Origin of the sequence: Pantoea sp. Cy-639 (assembly GCF_011752525.1) — a bacterium.
GTDB lineage: Bacteria > Pseudomonadota > Gammaproteobacteria > Pseudomonadales > Pseudomonadaceae > Aquipseudomonas.
In genome coordinates this window covers 84549-107911 of record NZ_VWXI01000015.1, presented here as the reverse complement: position 1 = coordinate 107911, position 23363 = coordinate 84549, and the positions used below count along the sequence as shown (strand labels likewise).

The 23363-nt window shown below is 64.0% G+C and carries 27 protein-coding genes; 18 read left to right on the top strand and 9 right to left on the bottom strand.

What is annotated here, in order from left to right:
• Positions 1-40 precede the first annotated feature (40 nt).
• Positions 41-400, top strand: coding sequence for a cupin domain-containing protein (locus F3J43_RS18340; protein WP_166889821.1), 360 nt, complete (start codon positions 41-43; stop codon positions 398-400).
• A gap of 95 nt (positions 401-495) precedes the next feature.
• Here F3J43_RS18340 and rpmG read toward each other — a convergent pair whose 3' ends face one another.
• Complete coding sequence (rpmG, locus tag F3J43_RS18335; RefSeq protein ID WP_003253507.1) at positions 496-651, bottom strand: 50S ribosomal protein L33; 156 nt, start codon at positions 649-651, stop codon at positions 496-498.
• Positions 652-661: 10 nt separating this feature from the next.
• Positions 662-898 carry a 50S ribosomal protein L28 gene (rpmB, locus tag F3J43_RS18330; protein WP_003258972.1) on the bottom strand — a complete coding sequence of 79 codons (237 nt, stop codon included), beginning with the start codon at positions 896-898 and terminating at the stop codon, positions 662-664.
• 363 nt (positions 899-1261) lie between these two features.
• Between rpmB and F3J43_RS18325 the strand changes: the two genes are divergently transcribed.
• Positions 1262-2851 carry an ABC transporter substrate-binding protein gene (locus F3J43_RS18325; protein ID WP_166889817.1) on the top strand — a complete coding sequence of 530 codons (1590 nt, stop codon included), beginning with the start codon at positions 1262-1264 and terminating at the stop codon, positions 2849-2851.
• Between the two features lie 72 nt (positions 2852-2923).
• Here the strand turns inward: F3J43_RS18325 and radC are convergent, their stop codons facing one another.
• Positions 2924-3604 (bottom strand): RadC family protein, encoded by a 681-nt coding sequence (gene radC, locus F3J43_RS18320; protein WP_166889812.1) that lies wholly within the window; start codon positions 3602-3604, stop codon positions 2924-2926.
• 125 nt (positions 3605-3729) lie between these two features.
• Here radC and coaBC point away from each other — a divergent pair, with 125 nt between their 5' ends.
• From coaBC to F3J43_RS18280, 8 genes are all read left to right on the top strand, one after another.
• Positions 3730-4941, top strand: coding sequence for a bifunctional phosphopantothenoylcysteine decarboxylase/phosphopantothenate--cysteine ligase CoaBC (coaBC, locus tag F3J43_RS18315; protein ID WP_166889808.1), 1212 nt, complete (start codon positions 3730-3732; stop codon positions 4939-4941).
• A 5-nt stretch (positions 4942-4946) separates the two neighbouring features.
• Entirely contained in the window at positions 4947-5402 is a 456-nt protein-coding gene (gene dut, locus F3J43_RS18310) for a dUTP diphosphatase (protein WP_166889805.1), read from the top strand.
• Positions 5403-5521: 119 nt separating this feature from the next.
• Positions 5522-6910: a phosphomannomutase/phosphoglucomutase gene (locus tag F3J43_RS18305; protein WP_205297961.1), complete on the top strand. Its 1389-nt coding sequence runs from the start codon at positions 5522-5524 to the stop codon at positions 6908-6910.
• A gap of 30 nt (positions 6911-6940) precedes the next feature.
• Entirely contained in the window at positions 6941-7846 is a 906-nt protein-coding gene (gene argB, locus F3J43_RS18300) for an acetylglutamate kinase (RefSeq protein WP_166889797.1), read from the top strand.
• Between the two features lie 209 nt (positions 7847-8055).
• Positions 8056-8736: a CsgG/HfaB family protein gene (locus F3J43_RS18295; protein ID WP_166889794.1), complete on the top strand. Its 681-nt coding sequence runs from the start codon at positions 8056-8058 to the stop codon at positions 8734-8736.
• Positions 8737-8762: 26 nt separating this feature from the next.
• Positions 8763-9131: a DUF4810 domain-containing protein gene (locus F3J43_RS18290; RefSeq protein WP_166889791.1), complete on the top strand. Its 369-nt coding sequence runs from the start codon at positions 8763-8765 to the stop codon at positions 9129-9131.
• On the top strand, positions 9131-9787 hold the full coding sequence (locus F3J43_RS18285; protein WP_502706619.1) for a DUF799 domain-containing protein: 657 nt from the start codon (positions 9131-9133) through the stop codon (positions 9785-9787). Before F3J43_RS18290 ends, F3J43_RS18285 begins: the two co-directional genes overlap by 1 nt.
• 158 nt (positions 9788-9945) lie before the next feature.
• Entirely contained in the window at positions 9946-10152 is a 207-nt protein-coding gene (locus F3J43_RS18280) for a hypothetical protein (RefSeq protein ID WP_166889785.1), read from the top strand.
• A 55-nt stretch (positions 10153-10207) separates the two neighbouring features.
• On the opposite strand, the gene pyrE is transcribed toward F3J43_RS18280, so the two are convergent.
• Positions 10208-10849, bottom strand: coding sequence for an orotate phosphoribosyltransferase (gene pyrE / locus F3J43_RS18275; RefSeq protein WP_166889782.1), 642 nt, complete (start codon positions 10847-10849; stop codon positions 10208-10210).
• An 80-nt stretch (positions 10850-10929) separates the two neighbouring features.
• Between pyrE and crc the strand changes: the two genes are divergently transcribed.
• Positions 10930-11709, top strand: coding sequence for a catabolite repression control protein Crc (crc, locus tag F3J43_RS18270; RefSeq protein ID WP_166889779.1), 780 nt, complete (start codon positions 10930-10932; stop codon positions 11707-11709).
• 33 nt (positions 11710-11742) lie between these two features.
• Here crc and F3J43_RS18265 read toward each other — a convergent pair whose 3' ends face one another.
• Positions 11743-12111: a DUF4870 domain-containing protein gene (locus tag F3J43_RS18265; protein ID WP_166889776.1), complete on the bottom strand. Its 369-nt coding sequence runs from the start codon at positions 12109-12111 to the stop codon at positions 11743-11745.
• Between the two features lie 22 nt (positions 12112-12133).
• The gene (rph, locus tag F3J43_RS18260; protein ID WP_166889773.1) at positions 12134-12856 is read right to left on the bottom strand and encodes a ribonuclease PH; all 723 of its coding nucleotides are present in this window, start codon (positions 12854-12856) and stop codon (positions 12134-12136) included.
• A 227-nt stretch (positions 12857-13083) separates the two neighbouring features.
• On the opposite strand from rph, the gene F3J43_RS18255 reads away from it, so the two are divergent.
• On the top strand, positions 13084-13947 hold the full coding sequence (locus F3J43_RS18255; RefSeq protein ID WP_166889770.1) for a YicC/YloC family endoribonuclease: 864 nt from the start codon (positions 13084-13086) through the stop codon (positions 13945-13947).
• Between the two features lie 13 nt (positions 13948-13960).
• The gene (gene gmk, locus F3J43_RS18250) at positions 13961-14581 is read left to right on the top strand and encodes a guanylate kinase (RefSeq protein WP_166889767.1); all 621 of its coding nucleotides are present in this window, start codon (positions 13961-13963) and stop codon (positions 14579-14581) included.
• A 63-nt stretch (positions 14582-14644) separates the two neighbouring features.
• Here gmk and F3J43_RS18245 read toward each other — a convergent pair whose 3' ends face one another.
• The 3 genes from F3J43_RS18245 to F3J43_RS18235 all read right to left on the bottom strand — a co-directional run bounded on the left by F3J43_RS18245 (position 14645) and on the right by F3J43_RS18235 (position 18460).
• Positions 14645-16186 carry an APC family permease gene (locus tag F3J43_RS18245; protein ID WP_166889763.1) on the bottom strand — a complete coding sequence of 514 codons (1542 nt, stop codon included), beginning with the start codon at positions 16184-16186 and terminating at the stop codon, positions 14645-14647.
• A 113-nt stretch (positions 16187-16299) separates the two neighbouring features.
• Positions 16300-17073: a gamma-glutamyl-gamma-aminobutyrate hydrolase family protein gene (locus F3J43_RS18240; protein WP_166889760.1), complete on the bottom strand. Its 774-nt coding sequence runs from the start codon at positions 17071-17073 to the stop codon at positions 16300-16302.
• Between the two features lie 4 nt (positions 17074-17077).
• The gene (locus tag F3J43_RS18235) at positions 17078-18460 is read right to left on the bottom strand and encodes a glutamine synthetase family protein (RefSeq protein ID WP_166889757.1); all 1383 of its coding nucleotides are present in this window, start codon (positions 18458-18460) and stop codon (positions 17078-17080) included.
• Between the two features lie 209 nt (positions 18461-18669).
• Between F3J43_RS18235 and F3J43_RS18230 the strand changes: the two genes are divergently transcribed.
• From F3J43_RS18230 to F3J43_RS18210, 5 genes are all read left to right on the top strand, one after another.
• Entirely contained in the window at positions 18670-19545 is an 876-nt protein-coding gene (locus F3J43_RS18230) for a LysR family transcriptional regulator (protein ID WP_166889754.1), read from the top strand.
• A gap of 201 nt (positions 19546-19746) precedes the next feature.
• Positions 19747-20010 (top strand): DNA-directed RNA polymerase subunit omega, encoded by a 264-nt coding sequence (gene rpoZ / locus F3J43_RS18225; protein ID WP_008091595.1) that lies wholly within the window; start codon positions 19747-19749, stop codon positions 20008-20010.
• Between the two features lie 59 nt (positions 20011-20069).
• Complete coding sequence (gene spoT / locus F3J43_RS18220) at positions 20070-22178, top strand: bifunctional GTP diphosphokinase/guanosine-3',5'-bis pyrophosphate 3'-pyrophosphohydrolase (protein ID WP_166889750.1); 2109 nt, start codon at positions 20070-20072, stop codon at positions 22176-22178.
• Between the two features lie 24 nt (positions 22179-22202).
• Positions 22203-22583 carry a deaminase RidA gene (gene ridA, locus F3J43_RS18215; RefSeq protein WP_166889747.1) on the top strand — a complete coding sequence of 127 codons (381 nt, stop codon included), beginning with the start codon at positions 22203-22205 and terminating at the stop codon, positions 22581-22583.
• Positions 22584-22636: 53 nt separating this feature from the next.
• Positions 22637-23362, top strand: a complete 726-nt coding sequence (locus F3J43_RS18210; protein ID WP_166889744.1) for a hypothetical protein — start codon at positions 22637-22639, stop codon at positions 23360-23362.
• The last annotated feature ends 1 nt before the right edge of the window (position 23363 follow it).

Below are 23363 nucleotides of genomic sequence, written 5' to 3'. Positions count from 1 at the left end.
ACTGATGTGCATTTTATTAAACAACAACAGGGTAACCACCATGAGCATCGCCAACATCGTCGATTTTGCCCAGGTACTCACCGAGGCCGAGCGCTATCGCCCGGCGGCGGAGAAAATCCTCAAAGGCGAGCCGGACCAGGCTGTCTACAACCACTACTCCAGCCCCTGCGGCCAGTTCGCCGCGGGCGTCTGGGAAGGCGAGGCAGGCCAGTGGACCGTCAGCTACAGCGAGCACGAATACTGCGAGATCGTCCAGGGCGTGTCGGTGCTGCGCGACCAGGAAGGCAATGCCAAGACCCTGCGCGCCGGTGATCGCTTCGTCATCCCGGCCGGCTTCAAGGGCACCTGGGAGGTGCTGGAGCCATGCCGCAAGATCTATGTGCTGTTCGAGCAGAAGTAACCGTGTGGCAGCAGGCTTGCCCCGCGCTTGCCGATCCGCAGGCATAAAAAAACCCGCGTCCTTTCGGATGCGGGTTTTTTCAGGTTGCCGATCAATTACTTGATCTTGGCTTCCTTGTACACCACGTGCTTGCGAACAACCGGATCGTATTTCTTGATCTCGATTTTGTCCGGAGTGGTGCGCTTGTTCTTGTCGGTGGTGTAGAAGTGGCCGGTGCCGGCACTCGAAACCAGACGGATCAATTCACGCATGACGTTCTCCTTAGAACTTTTCGCCGCGAGCGCGCAGCTCGGCCAGCACTACGTCGATACCACGCTTGTCAATGACGCGCATGCCTTTGGCGGATACGCGCAGACGCACGAAACGCTTCTCGGACTCAACCCAGAAACGGTGGTGCTGCAGGTTCGGCAGGAAACGACGACGGGTTTTGTTGTTTGCGTGGGAAATGTTGTTCCCGGTTACTGGACCCTTACCAGTAACTTGACAGACTCTCGACATGACTCAGCCCTCTAAAACCACATGCCCAACCCGGCATGGGTTGGCCGCTTAATCTCTCAGTCTTTGGCGCCAGGCGCCGTGATTCTGGAGGTCTTATCGACCGGATCCGCTGATGCGACAGGCCGAGCCCCTAGAAAAGAGCGCTGCTTTATACCAGAAAGACTGCGCCGCAACAACAGGATATGAGCATCCGTGTGCTGCAAACAGCGCGCGAGCAGCATAACGACTCGCCCGCCGCGCTGTCGACCACTCGTCGCCAACCCATGGAAAAAGAAGGTGGTCATTTGCGAAAACGCGCACTAGGGTAGGGCCATTTCCAGACTGCACCGGCAGATGGGCCATCTGACCAGCCAAGGAGCCACCATGCGTGCCGCCGCCCTTTCCTTATTGTTCACCGCATTGTGCGCGACCGGCATTGCCCAGGCTGCGCCGCTGGTGGTCTGCACCGAAGCCAGCCCCGAAGGTTTCGACGTGGTGCAATACAACGCCCTGACCACCACCAACGCCTCGGCCGACGTACTGATGAACCGCCTGGTCGAGTACGACGCAGGGCAAGGCAAGGTCGTGCCGAGCCTGGCCGAAAGCTGGACCGTCTCGCCGGACGGCCTGGTCTACGACTTCAAGCTGCGCCCGGACGTGAAATTCCATGCCACGGCCTATTTCAAGCCGAGCCGCGAACTGGACGCCGATGACGTGTTGTTCAGCTTCCAGCGCATGCTCTACCCCGCCCATGCCTGGCACAAGACCGCCCCGGGCGGCTACCCGCATGCCCAATCGCTGCAACTGGGCAGCCTGATCAAGTCAATCGATGCCCCTGAGCCGCACACCGTGCGCTTCACCCTCACCCATGCCGACGCTACCTTCCTGGCCACCCTGAGCATGGGCTTTGCCTCGATCTACTCCGCCGAATACGCCGACAAGCTGCTCAAGGCCGGCACCCCGGAAAAGCTCAACAGCCAGCCGATCGGCACCGGCCCGTTCGTCTTCCAGCGCTTCCAGAAGGATGCCGTGGTGCGCTACCGCGCCAACCCCGACTACTTCGCCGGCAAGCCGTCCATCGACCCGCTGGTCTACAGCATCACCCCCGACGCCAATGTGCGCCTGCAGAAGCTCAAGCGCGGCGAATGCCAGGTAGCCCTGTCGCCCAAGCCGCTGGACATCGCCGAGGCCGGCCGCGACGGCAACCTCAAGGTCGCCACCACCCCGGCGTTCATGACCGCGTTCGTCGCCATCAACAGCCAGCACCCGCCGCTGGACAAGCCCGAGGTGCGCCAGGCGATCAACCTGGCCTTCGACAAGCCGGCGTACCTGAAAGCCGTGTTCGAAGACACCGCCATCGCCGCCAACGGCCCCTACCCGCCCAATACCTGGAGCTACGCCAAGGATTTGCCTGGCTACACCCTGGACCTGAAGAAGGCCAAGGCACTGCTGGCCAAGGCCGGCCAGGCCAACGGCTTTGCGACCACGATCTGGACCCGCCCTTCAGGCAGCCTGCTCAACCCCAACCCCAACCTCGGCGCACAGATGCTCCAGGCCGACCTGGCGAAGATCGGCATCAAGGCAGAGATCCGCAGCATCGAGTGGGGCGAGCTGATCCGCCGCGCCAAGGCGGGCGAGCATGACCTGCTGTTCATGGGTTGGGCGGGCGACAACGGCGACCCGGACAACTTCCTCAGCCCGCAGTTTTCCTGCGCGGCGGTCAAGTCCGGGACCAACTTCGCGCGCTTTTGCGACAACCGCCTGGACCAACTGATCAACGCCGGACGCACCACCAACGACCAGAGCGTGCGCAGCCGGCTGTACCAGCAGGCGCAGACGCTGATCCAGCAACAGGCGCTTTGGCTGCCGCTGGCGCACCCGACGGCGGCGGCGCTGCTGCGCCAAGGCGTGGAGGGGTATCAGGTGAGCCCGTTTGGGCGGCAGGATTTCAGCAAGGTTTCCGTCAGCCGCTGACGAAGCATCGCGGAACAAGCCCGCTCCCACAATGAATGCCGTCGTGGGAGCGGGCTTGTCCCGCGATTGCTGTCAGCCCGCCAACCACCCATGCTCGAGCATCGACAACGGCTCGCCATCACCGACGATGACATGATCCATCACCCGCACATCGATCAGAGCCAGCGATCGCTTGAGCATCAGCGTCAGATGCACATCATCCTGGCTCGGCTCGCAATTGCCCGACGGGTGGTTGTGGCAGATGATCAGGGCCGCGGCGTTATGCAGCAATGATCGACGCACCACTTCGCGGGGATAGATGCTCGCGCGGTCTATGGTGCCGCGAAAAAGGATCTCGAATGCCAATGGCCGATGCTTGGTATCGAGGAACAGGCAGCCGAATACCTCACTGGACTCGTGCCGCAACATGGACTTGAGATAGCGCCTCACCGAGGCCGGATTCTCCAAGGCCGGCGCACGCTCGATGTGCTCGTTCAGGTAACGCCTGCCGACTTCCAACAACGCCTGCAACTGGGCGTATTTCACCGGTCCCACGCCGGGTTCGCCGAGGACCTTGGCACGATCCGCCTCGAGGAACGGCCTGAGCCCGCCAAACTTCGCCAGCAACCCGCGTGCAAGGTCGAGCACATTGCGCCCGGCAACGCCCGACCCCAACAGCACGGCCAGCAATTCCGCATCCGAAAGGATCGCCGCCCCGCGATTCAACAACTTCTCCCTCGGCCGCTCTTCAGCCGGCCACTCCCTGATGTTCATCCCCACCTCGCGCGTTACTGCGACCCCTCCGGGCGCTGTGTTAATCTAGATCGCTTCGCAGATGCGACGTTCTGCCGCAGGCAGTCAGCGTCGCCACCCGCTTTCACTGGAATAAGGCAAGGCCTATGCAGCGGTTGTATCGCAAGCGCATCGTTCTCGGCGTCGGTGGCGGCATCGCCGCCTACAAGAGCGCCGAGCTGATTCGCCGACTCCTGGAACACGGCGCACAGGTGCGCGTGGTCATGACCCGGGGTGGCGCCGAATTCATCACCCCGCTCACGCTGCAGGCGCTGTCCGGCCACCCGGTGCACATGGACCTGCTCGACCCCGCCGCCGAAGCGGCCATGGGCCATATCGAACTGGCCAAGTGGGCCGACCTGGTACTGATCGCTCCGGCCACCGCCGACCTGATGGCGCGCCTCGCGCAGGGCATGGCCGACGACCTGCTGACCACCCTGGTGCTGGCCACCGACGCCACCGTCGCCGTGGCCCCGGCCATGAACCAGGCCATGTGGCGCGATCCGGCCACCCAGGACAACCTCGAGCTGCTCAAGCGCCGTGGCATCCAGGTGTTCGGCCCGGCCTCCGGCAGCCAGGCCTGTGGCGATGTCGGCCTGGGCCGTATGCTCGAGGCCACGGACCTGGCCTGGTGCGCCGCCGAGAGCTTCGAACGCCAGGCGCTGACCGGCAAGCACGTGCTGATCACTGCCGGTCCTACCCAGGAAAACATCGACCCGGTGCGCTACATCACCAACCATAGTTCAGGGAAGATGGGCTTCGCCCTGGCCGAGGCGGCCGCCGAGGCCGGGGCCCGGGTGACCCTCGTCACCGGCCCCGTGCACCTGCCGACACCCGACCGGGTCAGCCGGATCGACGTGGTCAGCGCGCGAGACATGCTCGCGGCCTGCGAGGCGGCCATGCCCTGCGACCTGTTCATCGCCTCGGCAGCGGTTGCGGACTACCGCCCTGAGGTCGTCGCACCACAGAAGCTCAAGAAAGATCCCACCACAGGCGACGGCATGCTGCTGCAGATGGTGCGCAATCCCGATATCCTTGCGACCATTGCCAGCCGGCCGGACCGTCCGTTCAGCGTAGGCTTCGCCGCCGAGACCGAGCACCTGCTCGACTACGCCACGCGCAAGCTCAAGGACAAGAACCTCGACCTGATCGTCGCCAATGATGTGGCCAACCCCAGCATCGGCTTCAACAGCGAGGAGAACGCCCTGACCGTGATCGACCGCCAGCAGCACCAGACCCTCTTCGCGCAGACCAGCAAGGGCAAGATCGCCCGCCAGCTGGTCGCCTTCATCGCCGAACGGCTCAACCAGGTTCAATAAGTTACATGCACGCTCTTCAAGCCAAGATCCTCGACCCTCGCCTGGGCTCCGAATTCCCCCTGCCGCAGTACGCCACCCCAGGCTCGGCCGGCCTCGACCTGCGCGCCCTGCTCAAGGAGGACACCGTCCTCGAGCCGGGCCAGACCCTGCTGATCCCTACCGGCCTGTCGGTGTACATCGGCGACCCGGGCCTGGCGGCCATGATCCTGCCGCGCTCGGGCCTGGGCCACAAGCACGGTATCGTGCTGGGCAACCTGGTCGGCCTGATCGATTCGGACTACCAGGGCGAGCTGATGGTCTCCTGCTGGAACCGTGGCAGCACGCCGTTCACCATCACCGTTGGCGAGCGTATCGCCCAGCTGATCCTGGTGCCGGTGGTGCAGGCGCACTTCGATATCGTCGAGCAGTTCGACGAGACCCAACGCGGTGCCGGCGGTTTCGGCCACTCGGGCACCCGCTGACCCACAGCCCGACCACTGAAGCCAAGGATGGCGAACTCTCTGGGCGATCCACCGTCCAACCGTTCAGTTTGTGCCCGCCCAGAAGCCTCTGACCAATGGAGTCCCCAGAGATGAACGACATGGCCCACCTGGTACCTGCACTGCCCGACAGCATCTTCCGCGCCTATGACATCCGCGGCGTGGTCGGCAAGACGCTCACCGGCGAAACCGCCTACTGGATCGGCCGCGCCATCGGCGCCCAGACCCTCGCCCAGGGCGAGCCGCAGGTCTCGGTCGGCCGCGATGGCCGCCTGTCCGGCCCGATGCTGGTCGAGCAACTGATCAAGGGCCTGGTCGATGCTGGTTGCCAGGTCAGCGACGTCGGCCTGGTGCCGACTCCAGCGCTGTACTACGCCGCCAACGTGCTGGCCGGCAAGTCGGGCGTGATGCTCACTGGCAGCCACAATCCTCCGGACTACAACGGCTTCAAGATCGTCATCGCTGGCGACACCCTGGCCAACGAACAGATCCAGGCCCTGCTCGCCCGCCTGAAGAACAATGACCTGACCCGCGGCGAAGGCCGTGTCGAGAAGGTCGAGATTCTCGAGCGCTACTTCCAGCAGATCGTTGGCGACGTGAAACTGGCCAAGCGCCTGAAAGTGGTCGTCGACTGCGGCAATGGCGCCGCCGGGGTAATCGCCCCGCAACTGATCGAAGCCCTGGACTGCGAAGTGATCCCGCTGTTCTGCGAGGTCGACGGCCACTTCCCCAACCATCACCCGGACCCGGGCAAGCCCGAGAACCTGACCGACCTGATCGCCAAGGTGAAAGAGACCGGCGCCGACATCGGCCTGGCCTTCGACGGCGATGGCGACCGCGTCGGCGTGGTGACCAACACCGGCAGCATTGTCTATGCGGACCGCCTGCTGATGCTGTTCGCCCAGGACGTGCTGTCGCGCAACCCGGGCGCCGAGATCATCTTCGACGTCAAGTGCACCCGCCGCCTGACCCCGCTGATCGAGCAGCACGGCGGCCGTGCGCTGATGTGGAAGACCGGCCACTCGCTGATCAAGAAGAAGATGAAGCAGACCGGTTCGCTGCTGGCCGGCGAGATGAGCGGTCACATCTTCATCAAGGAGCGCTGGTACGGTTTCGACGACGGCATCTACAGCGCCGCGCGCCTGCTGGAGATCCTCAGCAAGGCCGGCCAGGACGCCGAAAGTCTGTTCGCTGCGTTCCCGAACGACATTTCCACGCCGGAAATCAACATCGATGTGACCGACGAAGGTAAATTCAGCATCATTGATGCTCTGCAACGCAAGGCCGACTGGGGCGATGCCAACCTGACCACCATCGACGGTGTGCGGGTCGACTACCCCCACGGCTGGGGCCTGGTCCGCGCCTCCAACACCACGCCGGTGCTGGTGCTGCGCTTCGAGGCCGACAGCGCGGCGGAGCTCGACCGTATCAAGGCTGTATTCCGCACACAGTTGCTGCAGGTCGAACCAGGCCTGCAACTGCCGTTCTGACGACTATCCGTTCCTTATCTGGAGCCCTGCATGACCCTCGATCGCGATGCCGCTTCCCATGTAGCCGAGGTTTTGTCCGAAGCACTGCCCTACATCCGCCGCTTCGTCGGCAAGACCCTGGTGATCAAGTACGGCGGCAACGCGATGGAGAGCGAGGAGCTCAAGACCGGCTTCGCCCGTGACATCGTGCTGATGAAGGCCGTGGGCATCAACCCGGTGGTCGTGCACGGCGGCGGCCCGCAGATCGGCGACCTGCTCAAGCGCCTGTCGATCGAGAGCCACTTCATCGACGGCATGCGTGTCACCGACGCGGCGACCATGGATGTGGTGGAGATGGTTCTGGGCGGCCAGGTGAACAAGGACATCGTCAACCTGATCAACCGCCATGGCGGCAGCGCCATCGGCCTGACCGGCAAGGACGCCGAGCTGATCCGTGCGCGCAAGCTCACCGTCAGCCGCCAGACCCCGGAGATGACCCAGCCCGAGATCATCGACATCGGTCACGTCGGCGAGGTCGAGAGCGTCAACACCGACCTGCTGAACATGCTGGTCAAGGGCGACTTCATCCCGGTGATCGCGCCGATCGGCGTGGGTGCCAATGGCGAGTCGTACAACATCAACGCCGACCTGGTGGCCGGCAAGGTGGCCGAAGCGCTGAAGGCCGAGAAGCTGATGCTGCTGACCAACATCGCCGGCCTGATGGACAAGCAGGGCCAGGTGCTGACCGGCCTGACCACCGAGCAGGTCAACGACCTGATCGCCGACGGCACCATCTACGGCGGTATGCTGCCCAAGATCAAGTGCGCCTTGGAAGCGGTCCAGGGTGGCGTCAACAGCTCGCACATCATCGATGGCCGCGTGCCCAACGCCGTGCTGCTGGAGATCTTCACCGACAGCGGCGTCGGTACCCTGATCACCAACCACAAGCCACGCTGATCCAGCTCCCCAGCGCGGGGCAAGCCTGCTTCCACACATGATCGTGGCAGCGGGCTTGCCCCGCGATGCATTCAGGCGAGCACCCAGAAAAAGATGGCTTGTGGCCATCATTTTCATGTTTCACCGTCAAGATTCCAGATAAGCTGCCGAAACAACGTGGCCAAATGAAGGCCAATAGCAATTTGCTTCCACCCATCTGGAGTACACGCGTGAAATACGCATCACAAGGACTCGTGCTGGCAGTCGCCCTGGCTGTCGGGTCCATCGCCGGCTGCGCCACCGAAACATCCACCGCTGTCGCCGTGCAGCAGGTCGAGAGCGTCAACCGTCCCTACAGCGGCGTACGCACGCCGATCGCCGTGGGCAAGTTCGACAACCGCTCCAGCTACATGCGCGGCATCTTCTCCGACGGCGTCGACCGCCTCGGCGGCCAGGCCAAGACCATCCTGATCACCCACCTGCAACAGACCAACCGCTTCAACGTGCTCGATCGCGACAACATGGGCGAGATCCAGCAGGAAGCGGCGATCAAGGGCCAGGCCCAGCGCCTGAAAGGCGCGGACTTCGTGGTCACCGGCGACGTGACCGAGTTCGGCCGCAAGGAAGTCGGCGACCATCAGCTGTTCGGCATCCTCGGCCGCGGCAAGACCCAGATCGCCTATGCCAAGGTGGCGCTGAACATCGTCAACATCAGCACTTCGGAAGTGGTCTATTCCAGCCAGGGCGCGGGTGAGTACGCCCTGTCCAACCGCGAGATCATCGGCTTCGGCGGTACCGCCAGCTATGACTCGACCCTCAATGGCAAGGTCCTCGACCTGGCCATGCGCGAAGCCGTGAACAAGCTGGTCGGCGCCGTCGAGAGCGGCCAGTGGAAACCACAGGCCCAGTAAGCGGACCACACAAGGAAGAACGTTCGATGCGTATCACCACACCAGCCTGGCGCACTGCCGTCGGGCTGCTGCTGGGCAGCGCCCTGCTGGCCGGCTGCAACTCGCCCAAACCGCTGTACCAGTGGGAAAGCTATCAGCCCCAGGTCTACAGCTACCTCAAGGGCGACGCCAAGGAAGAGCAGGTCATCGCCCTGGAGCGCGACCTGGAAAAGATCAAGGCCAAGAACGGCGCGGTGCCACCGGGCTACCACGCGCAACTGGGCCTGCTGTACTCGAGCCTGGGCAAGGACGACCAGATGATCCAGCAATTGCGCACCGAGAAGGCGCTGTTCCCTGAGTCGGCGAAGTACATGGACTTCCTGATGAACAACGCCAGCAAAGGAGCCAAGCCGTGATCAAGCACTTCACCCGCCTGGTCGTCGGCGCCTGCGTGCTGGCGCTGTTCGCCGGCTGCGCCGAGCGCAAGAGCATCGACTATTCGGCCTACAAGCAGAGCCGGCCGAAATCGATCCTGATCCTGCCACCGCTGAACGAGTCGCCGGACGTCAAGGCCACCTACAGCATGCTGTCCCAGGCCACCTATCCGCTGGCCGAAGCCGGCTACTATGTGATGCCGGTCGCCTTGGTGGACGAGACCTTCCGTCAGAACGGCATGACCACCTCGGCTGACATCCATCAGCTGCCGACCGCCAAGCTGCAGGAGATCTTCGGTGCCGACGCGGGCCTGTACGTGACCGTCAGCGACTATGGCACGCGCTACATGATCCTCAGCAGCGCGACCATCGTCACCGCCAGCGCCAAGCTGGTCGACCTGAAGACCGGCGCCACCCTGTGGACCGGCAGCGCCACCGCGTCCAGCGAGGAAGGCCGGCAGAACCAGGGCGGCCTGATCGGCATGCTGATCACGGCAGCCATCAACCAGGTGATCAGCAGCGTGCAGGACGACGCCGGTTATCCGATCGCCGGCATGACCAGCGCTCGCCTGCTGTCGCCCAACCCGAATGGCGGAATCCTCTACGGACCCCGTTCGCCGAAGTACGGTACCGACTGACCGGGGATCATCGTGGGGCAAGCCCGCGCCAGAATCGGCACAGGCTTGCTCTGCGATGATTGGCGGAACTATCCCACAGATGCGCAGGATGGGTACTACAACATCTGCTTTCATCGCCTGATTAGCATGGACACTTCTCACATATAGGAGATCCAGCGATGAAAAAAGACGAGGTGCCCTACGGCAGCGATGTCTCCGCAGGCAGCTACGCATGTGCGGACTGCGGCTACAAGTACTCCAACCAGAGCAAGAAGTCGTTGCCACCCTGCCCCGCCTTCGATGCCAACTCCCACCCTAAGCGCGCATGGAAGATTCTCAGCGGTCGCGGCGACGCGGCACAGGATCCCTACCCCAACGGACGCTGACAGACACGCATGAAAAAGGCGACCCTCAGGTCGCCTTTTGCTTGTCGCGGCTACGTCAAATGCCGTACTGGGCGCGGTAGGCCTCGACGGCCGGCAGGTGCTGCTTGAGCTGCGGATCGTCGGCCAGGTACTCCAGCACCTGGGTCAGCGAGACGATGCTCACTACCGGGATACCGAAGTCACGCTCGACCTCCTGGATCGCCGAAAGCTCGCCATTGCCACGCTCCTCGCGGTTCAGCGCGATCAGCACGCCAGCGGCCTTGGCCTGCTGGGCGTTGATGATCTGCATGACCTCGCGGATGGCAGTGCCCGCGGTGATCACGTCGTCGATGATCAGCACGTCGCCGGCCAGCGGTGCGCCGACCAGGCTGCCACCCTCGCCATGGTCCTTGGCTTCCTTGCGATTGAAGCACCAGGGCATGTCGAGCTGATGTTGCTCGGCCAGGGCCACCGCGGTGGCCGCAGCCAGCGGAATGCCCTTGTAGGCCGGGCCGAACAGCACGTCGAACGGAATCTTGCTGTCGACGATGGCGGCGGCGTAGCAACGCCCCAGCTGGGCAAGGGCGGAACCTGTGTTGAACAGGCCGGCATTGAAGAAGTACGGGCTGGTACGCCCCGATTTCAGAGTGAACTCACCGAAACGCAGAACGCCGCGTTCGATGGCAAAACGGATGAAGTCGCGCTGATACGGCTGCATGAAGAGTCCCGGACACCACGGATTTAGCTAAATGTGTTGAGCTCGGGTATCATACACGCACGAGATTTTTGGGGCCATTTATGCGGATCATCAGTGTGAACGTGAATGGCATTCAGGCTGCGGCCGAGCGTGGATTGCTCAGCTGGCTGCAAGCCCAGAATGCCGACGTCATCTGCCTTCAGGATACCCGCGCCTCGGCCTTTGAACTCGATGACCCAGCTTTCCAGCTCGATGGCTATTTCCTTTACGCCTGCGATGCGGAGGTGCCCACCCAAGGTGGCGTGGCACTTTACTCGCGCATGCAGCCCAAGGCAGTCATCACCGGCCTGGGCTTCGAGACGGCCGACCGTTACGGGCGCTACCTGCAAGCGGATTTCGACAAGGTAAGTATTGCCAGCCTGCTGCTGCCTTCGGGCATGAACGGCGACGAAGACCTGAACCAGAAGTTCAAGTTGATGGACGACTTCGCCAAGTACCTGGACAAGCAGCGCCGCAAGCGCCGCGAATACATCTATTGCGGCTCGTTCTACGTGGCGCAGCAGAAGCTCGACATCAAGAACTGGCGCGACAGCCAGCAGTCGGTCGGTTTCCTGCCACCGGAACGCGCCTGGATGGACGCGATCACCGGCGACATGGGCTATGTCGATGCCCTGCGCGAAGTCAGCCGCGAAGGTGACCAGTACAGTTGGTGGCCGGATAACGAACAGGCCGAGATGCTCAACCTGGGTTATCGCTTCGACTACCAGATCCTCACCCCAGGCCTGCGCCGCTTCGTGCGCAATGCCCGTCTGCCGCGCCAACCGCGCTTCTCGCGCCATGCGCCGCTGATCGTCGACTACGACTGGACGTTGACCATCTGAACATGAAAACGGGGCCGCTTCAGGCCCCGTTTTCTATTTGATCGGCCGCCAGATCCATGGATAGCGGTACGCCTTGCCCTCATTGGCCTTCACCGCCGCCAGGATGATCAGGATCAGCACCGCCACCATCAGCATGGCGAACAGCACGATGCCGATGAATACGAACATCAGCATGAAGCAGACGAAGCTGGCGAGGGTGACGCTGATCTGGAAGTTCAGCGCCTCCTTGCCCTGCGCATCGATGAAGGGGTCCTGCTCGCGCTTGAGGTGCCACAGCACCAGTGGCCCGAGCAGATGCCCCAGCGGCATCACCAACCCGAGCAGCGCCGAGAGGTGACAGAACATCGCCCACTGCCGTACATCGGCGTTGGGCGGGGTGACGGGCAGATCCACGTCGTTCATTCGCACCTCCCTGTCACGGCCTTCAGTCAGCCAGCGCGGCCGTCTGCAGCTCGAAGATCTCCGCCATGCCCTTCTGCGCCAGCGCCAGCATGGCGTTGAAGTCTTCAGGCTGGAACGGTGCGCCCTCGGCGGTGCCTTGCACCTCGATGAAACCACCGGCGCTGGTCATGACCACGTTCAGGTCGGTCTCGGCTGCCGAGTCCTCGAGGTAGTCGAGGTCGAGCACGGCCTCGCCCTGGTACATGCCCACCGACACCGCGGCGATCATGTGCTTGAGCGGGTTGCCGCCCTTCAGGCCGCCACGTTTCTTGATCACCGCCAGGGCGTCGCACAGGGCGACCATGGCACCGGTGATCGACGCGGTGCGGGTGCCGCCATCGGCCTGGATCACGTCGCAGTCGACATAGAGAGTGATATCGCCGAGCTTGCTCATGTCCAGCGCAGCGCGCAGGGAGCGGCCGATCAGACGCTGGATCTCGAGGGTGCGGCCACCTTGCTTGCCACGGCTGGCCTCGCGCTGGTTACGCTCGCCAGTGGAGCGCGGCAGCATGCCGTATTCGGCAGTCAGCCAGCCTTGGCCCTGGCCTTTGAGGAAGCGGGGAACACCATTTTCGACGCTGACCGTGCAGATGACCTTGGTGTCACCGAACTCGACCAGTACCGACCCCTCGGCGTGCTTGGTGTAGTTGCGGGTAATGCGGATCGAGCGGAGCTGATCGGCGGCGCGACCACTTGGACGTTTCATCTGGGATACCTGTACCGGGACTTTGAATCTGCCGAGCATTATAGAGCCCGACGTCCGGTGAGGACATGCCTATCGTCGTACCCGGCACAGCCTGTCGCCTTTTCCCAACACCCGCGGGCAGCGCTGTAGCATGGCTGGATTGGGCGCCCGGCTCGCACTGCGCTACAATCCTGCGCCTTGCGGCCCGAAGGCTGCCCCCGTTCCCCCGACTACGCGAGGTATTCCCCATGGTGCACAGCATGACCGCTTTTGCCCGCGTCGAGCGCGCCGGCAGCCAGGGCACCCTGACCTGGGAGCTGCGCTCGGTCAACCATCGCTACCTCGAACCTCACCTGCGCTTGCCCGAAGCCCTGCGCGACCTCGAAGGCGCGGTGCGTGAAGGCCTGCGGCAAGGCCTGTCGCGCGGCAAGGTCGAATGCACCCTGCGCCTGGCCGACGACCACGCCGGCAAACCCCTGCAGGTCGATCGCGAACGCGCCGCGCAGCTGGTCGCCGCCGCCGAGACCGTGGCCAGCCTGATCAAGCAACCGGCCCCGCTGAATCCATTGGAAGTCCTGGCCTGGCCAGGCGTGCTGGTGGGCGACGCGGCGGACCCGCAGGCCCTCAACGCCGAAGCCGTCGCCCTGTTCGACGAGGCACTGGCCGAACTCAAGGCCGGTCGCCAGCGCGAAGGTGTCGAACTGGCCCGGCTGATCAACGAGCGCCTGGACAGCATGGCCAGCGAAGTCGCCACCCTGCGCGCCCTGGTACCACAGATGCTGGCCGTGCAACGCCAGAAGATCCTCGACCGCTTCCACGACATGCAGGCCGAACTCGACCCACAGCGCCTGGAGCAGGAAATGGTGCTGCTGGCACAGAAGAGCGACGTCGCCGAAGAGCTGGATCGTCTCAGCACCCACGTCACCGAAGTGCGGCGTGTGCTCAAGTCCGGCGGCGCCGCCGGCCGGCGCCTGGACTTCCTGATGCAGGAACTCAACCGCGAGGCCAACACCCTTGGCTCCAAGGCCTTCGACCCACGCAGCACCCAGGCGGCGGTAAACCTGAAGGTGCTGATCGAACAAATGCGTGAACAAGTACAGAACATCGAGTAAGGCCACCCCTACCATGAACCACAGCAGCGGCACCCTCTACATCGTCTCGGCACCCTCCGGCGCCGGCAAGACCAGCCTGGTCACGGCCCTGATCAAGGACGACCCGCGCGTACGCGTCTCGGTCTCCCACACCACCCGCGCCATGCGCCCGGGCGAAGCGCACGGGGTGAACTACCACTTCGTGGTCCACGAAGAGTTCCGGGCCCTGATCGCCAAGGGTGACTTCCTCGAGCACGCCGAAGTGTTCGGCAACTTCTACGGCACCTCGCGCAGCGCGTTGCAGGAAACCCTCGACCAGGGCTACGACCTGATCCTGGAGATCGACTGGCAGGGCGCGCAGCAAGTACGCAAGCTGATGCCTGAGGCACGTTCGATCTTCATCCTGCCGCCCAGCCAGGAAGCCCTGCGCCAGCGCCTGGATGGCCGCGGCCAGGACAGTGAAGAGATCATTGCCGGACGCATGAAGGAAGCGGTCAGCGAGATGGTGCACTACGACGAATACGAGTACGTCATCATCAACGACGATTTCGCCGTGGCCCTGGACGAGATGAAGGCGGTATTCGCCTCGAACCGGTTGCTGCTGGACAAGCAGCAGGCGCGTCATGGCGCCTTGCTGAAGCAGCTGATCGGCTGAACAGAGCATCGCGAAACCAGCCCGCCCCCACGTGGGAGCGGGCTGATCCCGCAATGGCCTTCCTTATTCCTGCAACTGAATGGTCGCCTGCTGACGCAATGTAGCGCCGAGGAAATACGCCGGTGCCCGCAGCCGCGACAACATCATCAGCACGATCCCCAGCGCCGAGATGATCGCCGCGATCACGAACACCAGCCCCAATCCGGCCACATGCGAGCCGCTGCCGAACTCCGGCGAGGCGCTGTCGATGGCCGTGCGCACGAAGATCACCGACAGGATCACCCCACCCACCAGCGGGCAGACGCCGCGCATGAAGAAGTGGCGCACGCTGTCGAACAGGCTGTGGCGGAAGTACCACACGCAGGCGAACGCGGTCAGCGAGTAGTAGAAGCAGATCATCATGCCCAGGGCCGTGATGGTGTCGGCCAGCACGTTTTCGCTCAGGGTCCGCATGGTCACGTAGAACAGCCCTGCGGCGATGCCGGCGCAGATGGTCGCGTAACGCGGAGTCTGCGAGCGCGGACAAACCTTGGCGAAACGCTGTGGCACCGCGCCGTAGTAGCCCATGGCAAGCAGGGTGCGAGCCGGCGAGACGAAGGTCGACTGCAGCGAGGCCGCGGTGCTGGCCAGCACCGCGATGGACATCAGGATCGCCAATGGCCCCATGACCGGACCGGCCAGGTGGGCGAAGACGTTCTCCTGGATACGCGGGTTACCCAGGCCCAGGCCATGTTCGCTGATCCCGGCGAACTGCAGGGTGGCGATGGCGGTGAGCAGATACAGACCGAGAATCAGCAGTACGGTCCAGGTGGCGGCCTTGCCTGGCACCTCGTCGCTGCCGACCGACTCTTCGCTGACGGTCAGGCACACGTCCCAGCCCCAGAAGATGAAAATCGACAGCGACAGCCCAGCGGCGAACGCCGAGAACGATTCGACGCCGAACGGGTTGAACCAGGCGAAGTCGAATTCCAGCGGCGGCGGCGCGGTGGTCTCACCGAAAGCGGCGAAGGCAAAGCCGATCAGCACCATCAGTTGCAGGGCCACCAGGCCATACTGCACCGTCATGGTAGTGGCCATGCCGCGACAACAGATCCACACCGCCAGGGCAATGAACACACAACAGGTGGTGATGTTCACCAATAGATTGTCCGCCAGCGCCGCCAACTCCTGGTTGCCGGTGATCTGGGCGAGGAACAGATAGAAGAAATCGACCGCCACGCCCGCCAGGTTGGACAGCACGATGGTCGTGGCGACCACCAGCCCCCAGCCGCCGATCCAGCCGATCATCGGACCGAAGGCACGGGCCGACCAGGTAAAGGAGGTGCCGCTGTCGGGCTCCGCCGAGTTCAGTTCGCGGTAGCCCAGGGCCACCAGCAGCATCGGCAGGAAGCCGACGATGAACACCGCCGGCAGGTGCGCGCCGACTTCGCGCACGGTCGGGCCGAGCGCGCCGGTGAGGGTGTAGACCGGGGCGATGGTGGAAATGCCCAGCACGACGCTGGCCAGCAGACCGAGGCGGCCCTTGGCCAGGCCCTTGCTGCGCTGGGTGTTGCCCGAGTCGGACGCCGCATCGGGTGGGCGTCCGGCTTCTGTGTATTCATTCATGAGTCTGTGCCGTAACTATTGGAATTGTTCTCACAGGCCCGCCGTAGAGGGCCCGCTTTCACTCATTGAAAGCTCGCGGTGGGGGCACGGTCATCCAAGACCTTCGGCTAACGTCAGGGTGTCTCCTGGCGCATACCCTCCCGTGAAGCATGGGCAATGCAAGCCTCGCGGAACGCCTCGAACAGGCGCAGCGAGACCGGGTTTTCGGCGAAACGCCATTCAGGGTGCCACTGCACACCGAGTACAAAGCCCGGCGCGTCAGGCATCGACACCGCTTCAATCAGGCCATCCGGGGCCCGTGCCTCGACGCGCAGGCCAGGGGCCAGGCGATCGATGCCCTGGCTGTGCAGCGAGTTGACCTCGAACCGCGCAGCCAGGCCCAAGCGCTCGAACAACCCGCCCGGTTCGATACCGACGGGATGCCGAGGGCCATATTGCACCTCCAGGGGTGCATCCTCAGGTTCACGGTGGTCCAGGTAGCCGGGCAATTCCTGCACGCGCTGGTGCAAGCTGCCGCCAAGGGCCACGTTCAACTCCTGGAAACCACGACAGACGCAGAACACCGGCACGCCGGCGGCGATCGCCGCCTGCAGCAACGGCAGCGTCAGTCGGTCGCGCGCCAGATCGTGGCGAGTACCTTCCGCACTGGGCGCGCCATTGTAATGATGCGGCTCGACATTTGAAGGTGAACCGGTAAAAAGAATGCCATCGAGCCGCGCCAGCAGCGCCTGCGTGTCGCTGCCACCGTCACGGGCCGGCAGGATCAGCGGCAACCCGGCAAAGCCGGCGGCCTCGACATACTTGTCGCCCACCGTGTGCGACGAGTTCTTCCCCACCTGCTGGCGGCAGGCGCTGACACCGATCAAAGGGACCGCAAATGCGCTCATGGGCTTACACCGTGTGCAGGTACCAGTTGTACTCGAGGTCGGAGATCGACACTTCGAACTCGGCCAGTTCGCTCTCTTTGCAGGCCACGAAGATATCGATGTAGTCCGGGCTGATGTATTGGTTGAGGACTTCACTGTCGTCCAGCGCGCGCAAGGCGTCACGCAGGTTGTTCGGCAGGCTCTGCTCCAGTTGCTCGTACGAGTTGCCCTCGATCGGCTCACCCGGCTCGACCTTCTGGGTCAGACCGTGATGGATGCCGGCGAGGATCGCCGCGAGCATCAGGTACGGGTTGGCGTCGGCGCCCGCCACGCGGTGCTCGATGCGCACGTTGTCGCTGCTGTCGGTGGGCACGCGCAGGGCCACGGTACGGTTGTCCAGGCCCCAGCTCGGCGCGTTGGGCACATAGAACTGCGCGCCGAAGCGGCGGTAGGAGTTGACGTTCGGGCAGAGGAAGGCCATCGACGCCGGCATGGTCTCCAGCACGCCACCGATGGCGTGGCGCAGGGTCTCGCTCTGCAGCGGATCGTCGCTGGCGAAGATGTTCTTGCCGGTCTGCTTGTCGAGCAGCGAGATATGCACGTGCAGGCCGTTGCCCGCCTGGCCCGGGTAGGGCTTGGCCATGAAGGTGGTGTCCATCTCATGGTCGTAGGCGATGTTCTTGACCAGGCGCTTGAGCAGGATCGCGTAGTCGCAGGCCTTGAGCGGGTCGGCGACGTGGTGCAGGTTGACCTCGAACTGCGCCGGCGCGCTTTCCTTGACGATGGCATCGGCCGGCAGGCCTTGCTCCTTGGCCGCTTCCAGCATGTCCTGCAGGCAATCGGCATATTCGTCGAGGTCGTCGATCAGGTACACCTGGGTCGACTGCGGGCGCTTGCCCGAGATCGGCGAGCGCGGTGGCTGCGGACGACCGTTGAGGTTGTCCTGGTCGATCAGGTAGAACTCCAGCTCGAACGCGGCGCAGATATCCAGGCCCAGGTCGTCGAACTTGCTCACCACCTGGCGCAGCACTTCCCGCGGATCGGCGAAGAATGGCGCGCCGTCGAGCTCGTGCATGGTCATCAGCAACTGCGCCGTGGGGCGCTTCTGCCACGGCTCGTCGGACAGCGTGCCGGGAATTGGGTAGCAGATGCGGTCGGCATCGCCGATATCCAGGCCCAGGCCAGTGCTTTCGACGGTCGAGCCGTTGATATCCAGGGCGAACAGGGAGGCAGGCAGGTTGATGCCCTTCTCGTACACCTTGTGCAGGCTGGCACGCTCGATACGCTTGCCGCGCACCACGCCGTTCATGTCGGAAATCAGCAGGTCGACGAACTGCGTGTCCGGGTGGGCGTCCAGGAATTCATTCATCTCGCGGGAAGAACTGGCGCACGGAGAGACCGACGTCATGGCTGTACATCCTTCGATTTGGAGCGGCGATGTGGGGAACTGCGGATGACGCCTCGAAGGGCGACGATGGTGCTGCTGTTGTTCTTTTCACTGGCCCATCGTTGGGGGCTGGGTTGCCGACCGGCTGCATTGATTCCCGGGGGCCGTTTCACTATAAAATGGCCCCCACGCAACAGACATTGGCAATTCGGCAAGCAGAGCGTGCATCAATGCAATATCAGATCAACCATGCGGACCTCGCCCTGGTCCTCGCCCTGGAACGCGGCCGCTCCCTGGCCAAGGCCGCCGAACTGCTCAAGGTCGACGTCTCCACGGTGTTCCGCTCGATCCGGCGACTGGAGTCGGCACTGGGCACCGCGCTGTTCGTCAAGAGCCGCAAGGGCTACCTGCCGACCGATACCGCCCAGGCCCTGGCCGAGCAGGCCGAACGTGCCGAACAAGCCCTGGATGCGGCGCGCATTGCCCTGACCAGTGGCGAGCAGGTGGTCAGCGGCACGGTGCGCCTGACCTGCACCGAAGCGGTGCTGCACAGCCTGCTGCTGCCGGCGCTGGCCGAGTTCATGCCCAACTACCCGGCGCTGTCGCTGGAGATGGGAACCTCCAACACCTTCGCCAACCTGAGCCGCCGCGACGCCGATATCGCCCTGCGCCTGACCAACACCCCGCCAGAGCACCTGGTAGGCCGCTGCCTGGGCTCGACCAGCTATGTGGTGTGTGGCCAGCCGACGCTGCGCGAACGACTCCAGGAATCGCCCGCCAGCGTGCCATGGATAGCCCCCGACGATGCCATGCAGGACCACGCCACCGTGGTCTGGCGCAACCAGCATCACCCCGGGCTGGTGCCGCGCTACCAGTGCAGCGGCATGTCGACCATCGCCCAGCTGGTAACCACCGGCCTGGGCGTGGCGGCCCTGCCCGACTACATGGTCCACGACCTGCCCGGGGTCGAGGCCCTGAGCGGTCCGCTGCCCGGCTGCGATACCCAGCTGTGGCTGCTGACCCGCCCGGATTGCCGCGCCTTGCGCTCGGTGCAGACACTGTTCGAGGAGCTGACCCCGCGCCTGCGCGACGCGATGTTGCGTTAACGCGTCAAGGGCAGTTGTGTCGGCAATGTGCGTCAGGCTATTGTCGGGCATCGGCGACGGGGTCCAGTGGCCCCGGACAGAGGCGCCACAGGCAGACCCGACAAAACAGCCCTTCCCTATTGGCTGGTGATTTTTTAAACTATCGAGTCCGCCTGCCCATATTGGGCTGCACGCCTACCGCATTTGCTACTGAGGAAGACCATGGCCCGCGTAACTGTTGAAGACTGCCTGGAACACGTGGATAACCGCTTCGAGCTGGTCATGCTCTCGACCAAGCGCGCCCGTCAGCTGGCGACCGGCGGCAAAGAGCCGCGCGTCGCATGGGAAAACGACAAGCCGACCGTCGTTGCCCTGCGTGAAATCGCCGAAGGTATCGTCACCCCTGAATTCATCGCCGCCGAAGAGATCGTCACCGAGGATCCGGTGTTCGCCGCATTCGAGGACGAGAACAACGAGGCGGTCTGATTGATGCCCGGTCGACGTCGTGCGGCGCAAGGCCCTCTTCTTCAGCAAGAGGTGAACCCATGGCGGGTATAGAAGCTCTTGCCGAACGGCTGTCGACCTACCTGGGCCCCGAACAGGTCAACCTGGTTCGCCGGGCCTACTTCTACGCCGAACAGGCACACGATGGGCAACGCCGCCGCAGTGGCGAACCCTACGTGACCCATCCGCTGGCCGTGGCCAGCATCCTCGCCGACATGCACATGGACCATCAGAGCCTGATGGCAGCCATGCTGCACGACGTGATCGAAGACACCGGCATCGCCAAGGAAGCCTTGAGCCAGCAATTCGGCGAAACCGTCGCCGAGCTGGTCGATGGGGTCAGCAAGCTGACCCAGATGAACTTCGAGACCAAGGCCGAGGCACAGGCCGAGAACTTCCAGAAAATGGCCATGGCCATGGCCCGCGACATTCGCGTGATCCTGGTCAAGCTGGCCGACCGCCTGCACAACATGCGTACCCTGGAAGTGCTGTCCGGCGAGAAGCGCCGGCGCATCGCCAAGGAAACCCTCGAGATCTACGCCCCCATCGCCAACCGCCTGGGGATGCACACCGTGCGCGTCGAGTTCGAGGATCTTGGCTTCAAGGCCATGCACCCGATGCGCTCGTCGCTGATCCACCGCGCGGTGAAGAGTGCCCGTGGCAACCGCAAGGAAATCGTCGCCAAGATCGAGACCTCGCTGGCCAACTGCCTGGCGGCCGATGGCATCGAAGGCGAGGTCAGCGGCCGCCAGAAACACCTCTATGGCATCTACAAGAAGATGCGCGGCAAGCGACGCGCCTTCACCGAGATCATGGACGTGTATGCCTTCCGCATCATCGTCGACAAGGTCGATACCTGCTACCGCGTGCTGGGCGCCGTGCACAACCTGTACAAGCCGCTGCCGGGGCGCTTCAAAGACTACATCGCGATCCCCAAGGCCAACGGCTACCAGTCGCTGCACACCACGCTGTTTGGCATGCACGGCGTGCCCATCGAGATCCAGATCCGCACCCGCGAGATGGAAGAGATGGCCAACAACGGCATCGCCGCGCACTGGCTGTACAAGTCCAACGAGCAGGAACAGCCCAAGGGCAGCCACGCCCGCGCCCGCCAGTGGGTCAAGGGCATCCTCGAATTGCAGCAGCGTGCCGGCAACTCGCTGGAATTCATCGAGAGCGTGAAGATCGACCTGTTCCCGGACGAGGTCTACGTGTTCACGCCCAAGGGACGGATCATGGAGTTGCCCAAGGGCTCCACCGCCGTCGACTTCGCCTACGCGGTGCATACCGATGTCGGCAACAGCTGTATCGCCTGCCGCATCAACCGCCGCCTGGCGCCACTGTCCGAGCCCCTGCAGAGCGGCTCGACGGTCGAAATCGTCAGTGCGCCGGGCGCTCGTCCGAATCCGGCCTGGCTCAACTTCGTGGTCACCGGCAAGGCACGCACGCACATCCGCCACGCCCTCAAGCAGCAGCGCCGCTCCGAGTCCATCAGCCTGGGCGAACGCCTGCTGAACAAGGTGCTGACCGGCTTCGACAGCAGCCTGGAGAAGATTCCCCAGGAGCGTATCCAGTCGATCCTCACCGAGTACCGCCAGGAACAGGTCGAAGACCTGCTCGAGGATATCGGCCTGGGCAACCGCATGGCCTACGTGGTCGCCCGTCGCCTGCTGTCCGCCGAGGGCGAACCGCTGCCGGCACCGGAAGGCCCGCTGGCGATCCGCGGCACCGAAGGCCTGGTACTCAGCTACGCCAAGTGCTGCACGCCGATCCCGGGCGACCCGATCGTCGGTCACCTGTCGGCGGGCAAGGGCATGGTCGTGCACCTGGAAGACTGCCGCAATATCAGTGAAATCCGCCACAACCCGGAGAAGTGCCTGCAGCTCTCCTGGGCCAAGGACGTCACTGGCGAGTTCAACGTCGAGCTGCGGGTCGAGCTGGAACACCAGCGCGGCCTGATCGCCCTGCTGGCCAGCAGCGTCAACGCCGCCGACGGCAACATCGAGAAGATCAGCATGGACGAACGCGACGGCCGTATCAGCGTGGTCCAACTGGTGGTCAGCGTGCGCGACCGCGTGCACCTGGCCCGTGTGATCAAGAAGCTGCGCACCTTGACCGGCGTGGTCCGCATCACCCGGATGCGTGCGTAGTCCGCCCACCGCAAGGAGTCATTCATGAGCAAGACCGTCATCAACAGCGACAAGGCCCCAGCCGCCATCGGCACTTACTCGCAGGCGATCAAGGCCGGCAACACCGTCTACATGTCGGGCCAGATCCCGCTGGATCCGAAGACCATGGAACTGGTCGAAGGCTTCGAGGCCCAGACCGTGCAGGTGTTCGAGAACCTGAAGTCGGTTGCCGAAGCCGCCGGCGGTTCGTTCAAGGACATCGTCAAACTGAACATCTTCCTCACCGACCTGAGCCACTTCGCCAAGGTCAACGAGATCATGGGTCGTTACTTCGAACAGCCCTACCCGGCCCGCGCCGCCATTGGCGTAGCCGCGCTGCCGAAAGGCGCCCAGGTCGAAATGGACGCCATCCTGGTCATCGACTGATGCCCCCGGTGACGGGCGCCCGCCCGTCACCCTCCTCCCCCAAGGTCCACACCATGCGCCACGCACTCCCCCTCGCGCTGGCAGCCCTGCTACTGGGCGGCTGCGCCAGCCACAAACCTGAAGACTTCAACGGCACCTGGGTGAACCAGACCGCCATCGACGCCGCCGCCAAGGGCACCAGCCTGCGCCAGGCCCTCAGCGAGCACGGGCCGGTGTTCGAATGGAAGATCGACGTCCAGAACCAACGTGCCAGCTTCAGCAACGGCTTCGAGGCTGCCGACGGCCGCCTGAGCGCTGACGAGAACAACTGGCAGGCCAGTTTCGAAGGGGGCCAGACCGAGCAGCTCAAGCTCAGCGGTGACAAGCTCCAGGCCAGCGATCCCTCCGGGCACGAGCAGACCTTCGTGCGTAGCAAGTCAGTGGACAACGCCCCCTTGGGCGGCAGTTTCGAGCGGGCACTGTACAAGGCCTACCTGGGCGGCGAGTGGAAGATCGTCGAAGGCCCGGGCAAAGGCGCGACAGTGCGCTTCAGCGACACCGGCAGCGTCACCGGCCTGCCTGGCCCGGACCGCTTCGCCCTATGCCTGGCAGGTGATTGCGCGACCATGGGCAATGGCAACGATAGTCTCTGGCTGGAGCGCAACCAGCGCGGCGCCCCGTGGATCTTCAAGCGCGATGGCGACACCCTGGAGATCTTCCAGGCGGTGAACCAGGCGCAGCCGGATGAAATGCCACAACTGGCCGCAGGTGCGCGGCAGTGGGTACTGGAAAAGGACTAGG